The sequence below is a fragment of the Streptomyces sp. PR69 genome, assembly GCF_026420845.1.
In the GTDB taxonomy this organism is placed as follows: Bacteria; Actinomycetota; Actinomycetes; order Streptomycetales; family Streptomycetaceae; genus Streptomyces.
Genome location: NZ_JAOWCB010000012.1, coordinates 68,973 through 80,656, shown reverse-complemented (window position 1 = coordinate 80,656; position 11,684 = coordinate 68,973). Strand labels below are relative to the sequence as shown.

9 protein-coding genes, 1 tRNA gene and 1 pseudogene are annotated in these 11,684 nt (G+C 74.1%); 8 read left to right on the top strand and 3 right to left on the bottom strand.

All coding sequences use genetic code 11. The features are described 5' to 3' along the window. Nucleotides 1-6: 6 nt before the first annotated feature. Nucleotides 7-450 (bottom strand): hypothetical protein, encoded by a 444-nt coding sequence (locus tag OF819_RS14310; RefSeq protein WP_267243882.1) that lies wholly within the window; start codon nt 448-450, stop codon nt 7-9. A gap of 254 nt (nt 451-704) precedes the next feature. On the opposite strand from OF819_RS14310, the gene OF819_RS14305 reads away from it, so the two are divergent. After that, on the top strand, nt 705-2,042 hold the full coding sequence (locus tag OF819_RS14305) for a tetratricopeptide repeat protein (protein ID WP_267243881.1): 1,338 nt from the start codon (nt 705-707) through the stop codon (nt 2,040-2,042). A gap of 114 nt (nt 2,043-2,156) precedes the next feature. Here OF819_RS14305 and OF819_RS14300 read toward each other — a convergent pair whose 3' ends face one another. Continuing rightward, the gene (locus tag OF819_RS14300; RefSeq protein ID WP_267243880.1) at nt 2,157-2,750 is read right to left on the bottom strand and encodes a histidine phosphatase family protein; all 594 of its coding nucleotides are present in this window, start codon (nt 2,748-2,750) and stop codon (nt 2,157-2,159) included. 206 nt (nt 2,751-2,956) lie between these two features. Between OF819_RS14300 and OF819_RS14295 the strand changes: the two genes are divergently transcribed. From OF819_RS14295 to OF819_RS14265, 7 genes and pseudogenes are all read left to right on the top strand, one after another. Next, nucleotides 2,957-3,985 (top strand): phosphatase PAP2 family protein, encoded by a 1,029-nt coding sequence (locus OF819_RS14295; protein WP_267243879.1) that lies wholly within the window; start codon nt 2,957-2,959, stop codon nt 3,983-3,985. Continuing rightward, nucleotides 3,927-5,045, top strand: a pseudogene (locus OF819_RS14290) (hypothetical protein); the annotation flags it as partial. The gene OF819_RS14295 and the pseudogene OF819_RS14290, both read left to right, overlap by 59 nt. A gap of 383 nt (nt 5,046-5,428) precedes the next feature. Further along, the gene (locus OF819_RS14285) at nt 5,429-7,084 is read left to right on the top strand and encodes a hypothetical protein (protein WP_267243878.1); all 1,656 of its coding nucleotides are present in this window, start codon (nt 5,429-5,431) and stop codon (nt 7,082-7,084) included. Between the two features lie 82 nt (nt 7,085-7,166). After that, nucleotides 7,167-8,498: an AAA domain-containing protein gene (locus tag OF819_RS14280; RefSeq protein ID WP_267243877.1), complete on the top strand. Its 1,332-nt coding sequence runs from the start codon at nt 7,167-7,169 to the stop codon at nt 8,496-8,498. 347 nt (nt 8,499-8,845) lie between these two features. After that, nucleotides 8,846-9,184: a hypothetical protein gene (locus OF819_RS14275; protein ID WP_267243876.1), complete on the top strand. Its 339-nt coding sequence runs from the start codon at nt 8,846-8,848 to the stop codon at nt 9,182-9,184. Nucleotides 9,185-9,418: 234 nt separating this feature from the next. Then, nucleotides 9,419-10,009 (top strand): bifunctional DNA primase/polymerase, encoded by a 591-nt coding sequence (locus tag OF819_RS14270; RefSeq protein ID WP_267243875.1) that lies wholly within the window; start codon nt 9,419-9,421, stop codon nt 10,007-10,009. After that, nucleotides 10,000-10,073 (top strand) — tRNA-Lys (locus tag OF819_RS14265). The genes OF819_RS14270 and OF819_RS14265 overlap by 10 nt, the downstream gene beginning before the upstream one ends. A 53-nt stretch (nt 10,074-10,126) precedes the next feature. Here OF819_RS14265 and OF819_RS14260 read toward each other — a convergent pair. After that, complete coding sequence (locus tag OF819_RS14260) at nt 10,127-11,362, bottom strand: M6 family metalloprotease domain-containing protein (RefSeq protein ID WP_267243874.1); 1,236 nt, start codon at nt 11,360-11,362, stop codon at nt 10,127-10,129. Nucleotides 11,363-11,684: the final 322 nt, after the last annotated feature.

Genomic DNA, 11,684 nt, shown 5'->3' with positions numbered 1-11,684 from the left:
GAACGGCTAGCGGCAGTTGTCGGCGGCTTCGATCAGGCGCGCCGCCTCCCCCAGCGCCCGACGCAGCACCGCCGGGTCCGTGACCGGGCCCGTGTCATCCGGGGGAAGCAGCCAGTCGGCGCCTTCCGCGCGGGAGGCCGCCGGAAGGCGCAGGCCGCGGCCCGAGGTCTGGGTGCAGGCGCTGCCCGGCATGTCCCAGCCGTCCGCAGTGCCCGGCGGCACAAGGAAGCCGAGGGTGTCGCTCGCGTCGTCGTGAAGCACCGGTCCCACCGAGGGGGCCGCCACCCGGCGGAGGATGTCCACCGCCTCCAGGCCCTGCCGGGCGGGGACGGTCACCAGGTCCGGCTGCTCGCCGCGGTCCGGGGCGGTCCCGCGCCGCGCGGCGCTGCTCTCCGCGCCCTCCGCCCAATCCGCGCTCTCCGTACTCGCCGTGCTCTGCAGGCTCTCCATGCCGACCTCCAACAAGGGGATCGCCTCCTCTGCTCGAGCGGAGCCCGCACCTCGGACACGTACGGGAACTCCACAAGGTTCAACGCACGGATCCGTCAAGGGCTACGGCAGCACACCGCCGCAAAGGATGGCAGTTCATGGCAGATCGCGGGCGAGATGTCCGTTTTACAGCAAAACCCTGGGTGGGGGCGCCGTCACAACAGGTACGTTCTTGCTCCGCCGGAACACGGCTCTACGCACGAGAGGGCTCGGGCATGGCGGTTCCCAATCTCGCTTTCCGCCGACTGCGCGGCCATCGCTCGCCGGGAGAGTTCGCGGCGGCGGTGCGCAAGGCCGCCCGGGAGATCGGCGAGCAGGTCGCGTGCGACGCACGGTACGTCGGACGGGTCGAAGCCGGCCAGATCCGCTGCCCCAACTACGCGTACGAGCGGGTGTTTCTGCATATGTTTCCCGGCCTGACCCTACAGGACCTGGGGTTCACGGCCCGGGAGAGAGTGCGCGGCCGGGCGGCCGCCGCAGCGCGCCCGCCCCGTCCGGCGGCACTCGACGGCGACATGGACGGCGACATCGATGAGGACGAGGAGAGCGACGTGCGGCGTCGCGCATTTATGACGGGCGGCTCCGCCACCGCGGCGGCCACGTCTCTCGGGCTCACGCTCGGGCCCGGGGCCGCGCCCCCTCCCCGGCAGGTGGGCGAGGCGGAGGTGATGGCCGTCAAGGAGGCGGTGCGCCGCATCCGGCTGCTCGACGACCGCCACGGCGCGCAGCGGCTGTACGAGCAGGCGGCCCAGCCGCTGCGCGCCGCCTACGCGCTGCTCGACGCCGGGACGTCGAGCCGCCGCTCGACCGTGGACCGGCTCCATGTGGGCGCGGGCGAACTCGCCATCTCCGTCGGCTGGCTGGCGCATGACTCGGGCCGCTTCGAGGACGCCCGCTCGCACTACGCGGAGGCGCTGGCGACGGCCCGCGTGGCCGGAGACGCGGCGCTGGAGGCGCACGCCTTCTGCAATACGTCCTTCCTGGCGCGGGACACCGGCCGCCACCGGGAAGCGGTGCGCGCGGCACAGGCGGGCCAGCGGGCGGCCGCACGCCTGGGTTCGGCGCGGCTGCTGTCGCTGCTGTCGCTGCGCGAGGCGGGCGGCTGGGCCGGGCTCGGGGACCGTATGGGCTGCGAGGCGTCCCTCGCCCGGGCGCACGGCTACTTCGAGCGGGGCGCGTCGGAGGCGGACCCGGAGTGGATGACGTTCTTCGGCGAGCCGGAGCTGGAGGCGCTCCAGGCGCAGTGCTGGGCGGCGCTCGGCGAGTGGCCGCGGGCGGCGCGGCACGCCGCGCGTGCGGCGAGTCTGCAGAACCGCCGCTTCACCCGGAACCTGGCGCTGTACCGGGCGGAGCTCGCCATCGATCTGGCCCGCTCCGGCGCGCCCGACGAGGCGGCGGCCGCCGCCCACCAGGTGCTGGACCTGGTGGGCGAGGTCCAGTCCGCGCGGATTCAGTCGATGCTCTCGGGCACGGCGCGGCTTCTCGGTCCGCAGCGCACCGCACGGGGCGTGGCGTCCTTCCTCGACCGCCACGCCGCCACGCTGCACATCTGAGCTGCACATCTGAGCCGGGGACGGGCTACGGCTCCGAGGCGCACACCGGGCCGGAGCCGCGCGCCGCATCGGGTGCGCGCCCGCGGCACGCACCGCGTACGAGACGCGCGCGCCCTACTCCAGGTGGCCCGTGTCGTTCCAGCGGGCGAGCGCCGGCTTGCCGTATGCCCAGTCGAGGACCGAGAGGCTGGTCGGGGCGAGCTTGACGCGGGCGCCGAAGGAGACGTCCTCCCCCAGCCAGCGGGCGGCGATGGCCCGCAGGATATGGCCGTGGGCGAAGACCAGCACATCGCGGTCGGCCGAGCGCGCCCACTCCACCACCGCGTCCGCCCTCTCGGAGACCTGCGCCAGGGTCTCGCCGTCCGGGACGCCGTCCCGCCACAGCAGCCAGCCGGGGCGCTGAGCGTGGATCTGCTCGGTGGTCAGCCCTTCGTACGCCCCGTAGTCGTACTCCATCAGCGCGTCCCAGGGGCTCGCCCGGTCCGCGAAGCCGGCGAGTGCGCAGGTCTCGCTGGCGCGGATCAGCGGGCTGGTGCGCACCTCGACGCCCGGCAGGCCCTGCCACGGGGCCCGGTGGAGCCGCTCGCCGAGCAGCTTCGCGCCCCGCACCCCCTCGTCGAGCAGCGGGATGTCGGTCCTGCCCGTGTGTCTGCCGAGCAGCGACCACTCGGTCTGGCCATGCCGGGCGAGCAGGATGCGCGGTGCCATACGGGGTTCTCCCTGAGAGTTCGCGTCCGGAGGAGTTCACCGTCCGGTGGCCTTCCATCATCGCTCACCTGAACGAGAGGCAACCTCCGGGGGGATTCCAGCGTCCCTCACTAGGTTGGCCGCCCACTGATCGCGCACACGCTCACACGTCGTACGGTTGAACATCGCCGGTTAGTTGCCTTAACAGACTATGGAGAGACATTCGGATGCCGGATACCGCGACCGTGCCGGATGACGCGACCGTGCCGGATGACGCGACCGCTGGCCGACGGCCCCGCTGGTGGACCGAGCTGCTGCTGATCGCCGTGGTCTATGCCGCGTACTCCGGCGGCCGGCTGCTGGCGCGCGGCGATGTGACGACGGCGGTCGACCACGGCCTGGCGATACTCCGGGCCGAGAAGACGCTCGCGCTCAATCTGGAACATCCGCTGAACCGTCTCTTCAGCTCCACCCCGGCCCTGGGCATACCCGCGGACTTCGTCTACGCCTCGCTGCACTACCTGGTCACGCCCGCCGTGCTGATCTGGCTCTTCCGCCGCCGCCCGGCCCGCTACCGCGCCGCCCGCACCTGGCTGATGATCTCCACGCTCCTGGGCCTCGTCGGCTTCACGCTGACGCCGACCTGCCCGCCGCGGCTGCTGGACGCCACGCACGGCTTCGTCGACACGATGGCGCAGTTCAGCTCGTACGGCTGGTGGGGCGGCGAGGCGAGCGCCCCGCGCGGCCTGGGCGGCATGACCAACCAGTACGCGGCGATGCCGAGCCTGCACGTGGGCTGGGCGCTGTGGTGCGGAGTGATCCTCTGGCGGCACGGCCGCACCGCCCCGGCCAAGGCGTTCGCCGTCGGCTATCCCCTGCTCACCACTGTCGTGGTGATGGGGACCGCCAACCACTACTTCCTCGACGCTGTCGCCGGAGCCGCCGTCATGGGAGCCGGCGCGCTGCTGACGCGGCCCGCGCTGCGGGTCCTCGACCGGGTGAGCGCCGTGCGGCCGCGGCGGGCGAAGCCCGGCGGCGCCGAGGCGAACTCCCGCGATGTCAGTGACGGATGCGAGACTTCGGCGGGTGAGCGAATCCCTGGACAGCGGGCCTCCTCCGCAGGCGCCGCAGAAGCGGAATCCGCAGCGGTCTCTGCCGCCGCTGTCGGCGCAGGCCCCCTCGGCCCAGGCCGTCTCCGTGCAGCCGACGGCGGCGGCAGCAGCGCCGACGACAGCGCTCCGGCAGCGGCTCGCTGAGCTGCGCGGGCCCGGCGCGCAGCCGCATCCGCTCGACGCCCGCGCGCTGGCCGCCCTCGCCGCCAACCCCGGCTGCCGCCGCCGCGCGCTGCTCGACGGCGCGGGAGTGGACAAGGCCGCGCTCGCCGCGGCGCTGGGGTCGCCCGCGGCCTTCGGGCAGTCGCAGTTCGCGTTCATCCGGGGCAACGCCTTCGAGGCGAAGGTCAAGGCGGACGGCGGTGCGGAGCTGCTGCGGCTGCTGGGCGCGGACTCCCCCGGCGAGGTCCGCACCCCCGATCTGACCGCCGCCGGCCCGCAGGGGCGCGCGGCGCGCACCTCGCTCGCGCTGCGGGAGGCCACGGCGGCCGGGGCGGAGGCTGGCGCATGGACGCTGCTTGACCACCCGATGCTGGCCCTGGAGGTGGCCGGATCGCCCGCCTATCTGGAGCCGGACGCGGTGGTGGTCCGGCCCGACGGCTGCTGGACGGTCGTGGAGATCAAGTCCTTTCCGATGATCGACGCCGCCGCCGACCCGTCGAAGGTCGGCGCCGCCGCCCGGCAGGCCGCGGTGTACGCACTGGCCCTGGAGCGGATCGCGGCCATGACGGACGGGGCCCGCGTGGCGACGTCGGTGCTGCTCGTCTGCCCCAAGGACTTCTCGAACGTGCCGACGGCATCGGTCGTGGACGTACGCAAGCAGCTCTCCGTCACCCGCCGCCAGCTGGCCCGGATGACCCGGATCGAGGACATCGCCGCCGCGCTGCCGGCGGACGTGAGCTTTGACCTGGACCAGTCGGCGAAGGAGCTGGCCACGGCCGTCGAGTCGGTGTCCGCGGTGTACGCCCCCGAGTGCCTGTCCGCGTGCGAACTGGCCTTCCACTGCCGGGACCGGGCCCGCTCGGAGGGTGCGGTGACGGCGCTGGGGCGCGGCGTGCGGGGCGAGCTGGGCGGCCTTGCGACCGTGGGGGCCGTGCTGTCGGCGGCCCGCGGCGCCTCGGGCGACCCGGACGACCCGGCGGTGGCCGCGCTGCGGCGCGCGGCGGCCCTGCGGGCGGAGGCGCTGACCGCCGCGGGGCACGGAGCGGGACCGCCGGCCCCCGGGCAGCCGACCGCCCCCGCAGCACCCGCGAGCCCCGTGCCGCCGCACACACGCGGCGGGGCGGCGGACGGCGCCGGGGTGAGGACGGCGTCCGGCGACCCCGGCGTGCGAGGCGTCCCGGCTCCGGCCGCGGGCGAGGCGGAGCCGGAGCCCGCACGCGCGAAAGACGCCCGAGGCGCGCCCTCCGGAGCCGGGCCCACCCGGGACATACACCGGGACACGCACGGAGACGCGCGCCCGTCCACCGCGCACCCGTCCACCGCGCACCCGCCCGGCGACGCGGATGGCCCGGTGGACGCGCCGGGCGGCCGCGAGCCGGAGTGGCCGGGAGCCGCCTCCGGCATCGGCGGGGAGGTGCGGGGCTGATGTCGCTGATCTCCGCGCTCGCCCGGCTGGAGGCCGTCGAGTCTGGGCGGGCGCAGCCGCTCGCCACCGTGCGGCACCGGCATCTGTCGGACCGGCCCCTCGTCTTCGTACCGCTGACCACCGCCGGTGAGGCGGGTGCGCCGCTGGGGGCGCTGGTGGGGACGGACCCGGAGGAGCCGCGGCTGCTGGCGGTGCCGCAGCCGCGGGACCGGGATCTGCGATCCGCGTTCCTGGCGCAGCTCGCGGACGCGGTGCTCCCCCACCTGGAGGCGTACGCCGACGATGTGGAGCCCGCCGAACGCAAGGAGACCGACCCCGAGACCGGCAAGCGGATCACGGTCCAGACCGAGCTGTGCGCAAACGCCCCACAGCTGATCGTGCCGAGCCGCGCGGGCGTGGAGTACGTACGGCTGCTGGGCCGCTCCATGCGCTTCCGCCGCACCGCGGAGCAGGACCCGGACGCCCCCTATCCCGCGCCGCCCCGGGTGCCGCTGCTCGGCCGCTGGCTGACGCACTACGGGGAGCGGGCGCGGGTGCCGGGCTCCTCGCTGCTGCTCGCCGCGACGGACCTGCTGAACCGGCACTGGGCCACCGGCCAGTCGAATCTGGAGGACCAGCACCTGGGGGCGCTGCTCGCCTGGGTCGATCCCCCCGAAGGGGAGTCGGGAGCGGAGGCCGCGCTGCGCGCGGAGCTGGCGCGGGACTCCGCGGGACAGCTGCTGTGTCCGCCGGCCGGGCCCGCCACCGACCCCGCGTTCGACAACCGGCTGCTCGCCCCGGCGATGGAGCGCTACGACCGGGCGCGCATGGCCCTCGCGGCCGCGGAGGACGGAGCGGCGGCGGATGCGCGGCTGGGTGAGCTGACCCGTGCGGAACGGGAGATCCGCGAGCTCCTGGAGAGTCAGCTGCGGCCCACGTGGCGGGCGGTGTGGCGGTGCATCGAGCTGCTGCGGGAGCTTCCGGAGGGGCCGCGGGCGGACGCCCGGTGGACACGCGACCGGTGGTCGTTCACGGGGCACCGCGACCGGATCCGGGCGGGCGAGCCACCCCAGCCGCGGCGGGACGACGCGGTGACCGCGGCGCAGAAGCTGGCCGCCCGCGAGACCGCCCAGACCCAGCTCGACGCCCAGGAGGCCCTGGACGACCCGCTGGTGATGGCCGGACGCAGGCTCGCCGGGGAGGCGTTCGCGTCGGAGGTGACGGAAGTGGTGATGGCCTGGTCGGAGTCAAAGCGGCCGAGCCCCCGACCGCTGGTCACGGTCCGCACGGACGACCGGCCGCATCTGGGCGGCGACGGTGACGACGGCGGCAGCGGCGACGGCGGCGTTGCCGGACGTGAAGGCGCGGGCTCCGGCAGGGGGACGAAGGTGTTCCGCGTGCTGGCCGACGGCAAGTCGCAGACGGCGGAGTTCGTCGGCCGGGAGGCGGACGGCTCGCTCGTGCTGCGGCTCACCGACCGCATGGGCCGGTCCAAGGAGCCTGCCGAGGGCTCCGTGCCCGACAAGGGCGACCGGATCGTCTGGACGCTCTTCGCACACGACCAGAGGGGCGGCCCGAAGCTGCCCGACCCGGAGGAGACCCCATGGACCCACGGCGGCCCGCCGACGGCGGAGCCGGAGCTTCCGGACGCGGTGACGGCGGAGGACCTGCTGTGAGGCGGGCGGGTACGGTGCGCGTGCCGGCACCGGGCGGGCGGGCGGCGCCCGCCGCGGCGGCGGGGGACGCGGGAGGTGACCGGTGAAGGCGTTCGATCCGGGCGCTGCCGCCGCACGCGCCACCGAGGCGATCCTCGCCGACACCCTGCACAGCCCGCACCGCGGCGTCGTCGTCGACTCACCGCCCGGAGCCGGCAAGTCGACGCTCGTGGTGCGCGCCGCACGGGAGCTGGCCGCGGCGGGGCGGCCGCTGATGGTCATCGCCCAGACCAACGCGCAGGTCGACGATCTCGTGCTGCGGCTCGCCGAGAAGGACCCGCAGCTGCCGGTGGGCCGGCTGCACAGCAGCGACCCCGACCCGTACGACAAGGCGCTCGACGGCCTCGACAACGTCCGCACCTCCGCCAAGGCCGCCGATCTCGCGGGGCTCGACGTGGTGATCTCGACGGCCGCGAAGTGGGCGCATGTGCAGAACGCGGAGCCCTGGCGGCACGCCATCGTCGACGAGGCGTACCAGATGCGCTCCGACGCGCTGCTCGCCGTGGCGGGGCTCTTCGAGCGTGCGCTGTTCGTGGGCGACCCGGGGCAGCTCGACCCCTTCTCGATCGTCGGCGCGGAGCAGTGGGCGGGGCTGTCGTACGACCCGTCCGCCAGTGCGGTCTCCACCCTGCTCGCGCACAACCCCGATCTGCCGCAGCACCGGCTCCCGGTGTCGTGGCGACTGCCTGCGTCGGCCGCGCCGCTGGTGTCCGACGCCTTCTACCCGTACACGCCGTTCCGCAGCGGGACGCGGCACGAGGACCGGCGGCTGGCCTTCGGCACGGCCTCGGACGGCTCCGCGGCGGACCGGGTGCTGGACGAGGCAGCCGAGTCGGGATGGGGCCTGCTGGAGCTGCCCGCCCGGCACACGCCGCGTACGGACCCCGAGGCGGTACGGGCGGTGGCCCGGGTCGTCCGCCGGCTGCTGGACCGCGGGGCGGCGGCGACCAGCGAGCGCTCCCCGGAGCCGGTTCCGGTGACCGCCGACCGGGTCGCGGTCGGCACGGCCCACCGCGATCAGGCGGCGGCGGTGCGGGCGGCGCTGGCGGAGACGGGCGTCAGCGGGGTCACCGTGGACACGGCGAACCGTCTCCAGGGGCGGGAGTTCGACGTCACAGTCGTGCTCCATCCGCTGTCGGGGCGTCCCGACGCGACGGCGTTCCACCTGGAGACCGGCCGGCTGTGCGTGCTGACGTCCAGGCACCGGCACGCATGCGTGGTGGTGTGCCGGGCGGGGGTGACGGACCTGCTGGACGAACATCCGTCGACGGAGCCGGTGCAGCTGGGGGTGACGGTGAAGTTCCCCGACGGGTGGGAGGCGAATCACGCGGTGCTGGCGCGGTTGGGAGAGCATCGGGTGGGGTGGGCGGGCTGAGGGGGGTGGTTCCCCCACCCCTCCCCCCCTACGCCCTGGGGCGTAGGGGGACCCCCACTTCCCGAGTCTGGGGGCTCCGCCCCCAGACCCCAGTTTCCCGGGGGCTCCGCCCCGGACCCCCGGGACTCAAACTCCCCCAGCTACCTCCCCCAGCTACCGCTGGGAGGTGCCCCCAGGGGTACCCCAGGCGGGGCTGGGATTGGGCTTGCCCAGTTACCGCAACCCGCGCGGACGGGCAGCCTCCTCCGCCCCGGCAAGGGGCGGCGCGACGCGCACTTGCGGTGGGCGGGACAATAAGAGGCGGCGGGGGCGATCTTCCGTGGTGTGGGTTGAGGAGGAGAGTGCGCATGGCGGAATCCGAGCGGGGCGAGCGCAGGCTGCGGCCGGCGCCGTTGCTCTTCGAGCCTGCGGAGGCCGCCGCCGATCCCGAGCACTTCTTCGATCTGGAGTCGATCGAGGATCCGCGCGAGCTGCTGACGCGGGCCACGGAGCTCACGCTGGCGTTCCGGGCCGCGACGGACCGGGCCATGGAGTTCCAGGCCGTCGCCGCCGCGCAGCTCGCCGATCCCCGGCGGTTCGACCGGCTCACCGCCGCGGACATCGCCGCCCGTGCCGAGTGGACCGAGGACTACGCCCGGAAGATGATCGAGTTCGGGCGCGATCTGCTCCGGCACGGGACCTCGTAGGCCCGACGCCGTAGACGTGACGCCGTCGCGCCGTCACGCTGTCACGCTGTCACATCGCGATCCGCTGGAGCGCGCCCCCGCGGGACGTAGCGGCCGCACACCCGTGCGGCACTACGCCGCTGGCACCGCAGCCCCGCATATGCCGGGGGGCAAGATACCCCTTCCCACCCCTCCCTGTCCGCGTTTTTCCAACTCTCAGAAACCGGCCTCTCACTCTCGGTAGATCTTGGAGCCATGACTACCTCGTCTGCCGTGCTCCCGGACACCCCCCTTCACGTCGGCCAGGTCACCGCCCCCGGGGCGGAGTGGCTGGCCTCCGCCGCGGCATGCCCGAGCGGTGCGCTCTGGGCGTGGCGGACGCAGCCGACCGCGCCCGCCGCGCTGCCCTGCGGCACGGTCTTCGACGTGGTGAATGTGCCGGCGGTCTTCGGACGGCGGATGCTCGACCGGCTCTGGGAGGAGGGCCCCGGATCGGGCCCCGCGGCCGTGCACCGGGGGCGGATGCTGTTCTTCGCCGCGCCCGGAGCGGCCCAGCGGCTGCCGTCCCTGCTGCGCTGGGAGGCGTGGGGCGACAGCGTGCCGCCGCTGATCTGCCATGGCGCGGGGGACGCGGTGACCGTTCCGCCGCTGACTCCGGCGGACCCCGCCGGGCCGCGCTGGCTGGTGGCCCCGGACACCCGGCACCCCTGGCTGCCGGGGCCCGAGGTGCTCGTCTGGGCAGCCGTCCGGGCCGTGCGCACGGCCTGCGCCGATGAGGTCCGGGTATCGATTTTTCCTCCCGCCGATCAGGATGCTAAGGTCTACGACGTCAGCAGGCGCCGCTAGCTCAGTTGGTTAGAGCAGCTGACTCTTAATCAGCGGGTCCGGGGTTCGAGTCCCTGGCGGCGCACAGACGACAAGAAGGCCCCTCGCATCGCGCGAGGGGCCTTCTTGCAGCGACCGTCAGACCATGCTGATCCGGACCGTCCATGCGCCCGTACGCGTCCGGTCCGCGACCTCCACCCGGGTCCGCTCCCCCGGCGCACCCGGCATCGTAAAGGTCTCGCCGACGCCCAGCGGAGCGTCCGCGAGCGGCGGGTAGACGGACTCGTCCCAGCATGCCTCGGTCTCCGGGTGGGTGTCGATCACCTGGACCGGGCCGTCGCCCGAGGCCGCCGCCGCCCGTACGCGGTACAGCAGGACCCCCTCCGTACAGGTCCCCTCGTCATTGCCGGCCGCGCCGCGCGCCTCGATCGCCAGCACCGTGTCGGGGCCGGTCCGCACGACCGCGAGCCGGGTGCCGAGGCTGCCGCCGGGCGCGGCCGCGGCCGCGATCGGCTCCAGGGTGAGCAGCGAGGTCCGTGTGACACAGCGCACGGCCGTGCGGCCCAGCCAGCCCAGCTTCCACTTGTGCCAGCCGAACAGGTCGGGGGCCATGCCGAACTGGCTGCCCATCACATCCCAGTCCCCCACATGGGTGTCCCAGTCGCCCTTGCCGTCCGCCGGACGGTGGTAGAGGTCGGGCAGATCGAAGACATGGCCGGTCTCGTGGGCCAGCACATGGCGGTCCGGCGGATGGCGTTCGAAGACCGTGACCACCCTTCTGATGTCGACGCCGTCCGCACGCAGGGGGCGTTCGAAGTTGACGACCTTCGTGGCGTCCGAGTCGACGCCCGGTGCGTCCGGGTCGGCCACGAGATAGACGATGTCGTAGCGGGAGTAGTCGACCTCCGGGTCGGTCGCGGCGAGGGCGTCGCGCAGATAGGCGCTGCGCCCCTCGGGCTCCCAGTCCCGTTTTATCGCGTATGCGGTGGAGGGCCTGGGCATCGTCACCCACCGCCGCTGCGGATGCGCGCGCAGCTCGAACTGTCCGTACGAGGCGTGGTGGAAGAACTCCGCGGTCGCCGGGAAGTGGTCGGCCGCCAGCTCGCGCGGCTGGTGACGGGGGGTGGAGTCAGGGAACGCCAGAAAGACCATGACCGCGTCCAGCACGGCGGTCGGCCTCGGGTAGGCAGAGTTCCAGGAGTCCAGGCCGAGCGAGTGGTGGACGCCGGTGCGGCGCAGCTCGCAGGGTTCGGAGGAGCTCCCGGCCGCCGCGGGTCCGGCCACCAGGGACATGGCGGCGAGGGCGACCAGTGAGGTGAAGGCGGCCGCGGCGCTGCGCAATCGCGTGAGTTCCACCCCCTCGGGTGTTCCCACGGGTGCATGCTGACCCTCCACATGGACCTCCGGCTGCGGAAACGAGGGACACCTCTCCCAGCCTGTGCCGAATTGTCGCTATTTGCCCTGTTCCGCTGCCCCGCCTGGGTGACCGAGCCGACATCCGCCCGACACCGAGCCGAGACCGTGGATCAGCGAGCGTCAGGGAGGGACATCCGGCGACACTCCGACGATTCACGGAACGTCACATTCAGTCAGTACGGGGATAGCCCCCGCTCTCAGCTGTGCAGAAACGATCGTCCCTTGTTCGGGGGCAGTCCGCCCGAGGGGTGAGAGGCTGGAAGGGCTGCCGGACAAGCCT

Bases quoted from the DNA above. Each gene is read 5' to 3' on its own strand.
- OF819_RS14305 (WP_267243881.1), top strand. From the start codon at position 705: ATGGCGGTTCCCAATCTCGCTTTCCGCCGACTGCGCGGCCATCGCTCG.
- OF819_RS14295 (WP_267243879.1), top strand. From the start codon at position 2,957: ATGCCGGATACCGCGACCGTGCCGGATGACGCGACCGTGCCGGATGAC.
- OF819_RS14275 (WP_267243876.1), top strand. From the start codon at position 8,846: ATGGCGGAATCCGAGCGGGGCGAGCGCAGGCTGCGGCCGGCGCCGTTG.
- OF819_RS14270 (WP_267243875.1), top strand. From the start codon at position 9,419: ATGACTACCTCGTCTGCCGTGCTCCCGGACACCCCCCTTCACGTCGGC.
- OF819_RS14300 (WP_267243880.1), bottom strand. From the start codon at position 2,750: ATGGCACCGCGCATCCTGCTCGCCCGGCATGGCCAGACCGAGTGGTCG.
- OF819_RS14310 (WP_267243882.1), bottom strand. From the start codon at position 450: ATGGAGAGCCTGCAGAGCACGGCGAGTACGGAGAGCGCGGATTGGGCG.
- OF819_RS14285 (WP_267243878.1), top strand. From the start codon at position 5,429: ATGTCGCTGATCTCCGCGCTCGCCCGGCTGGAGGCCGTCGAGTCTGGG.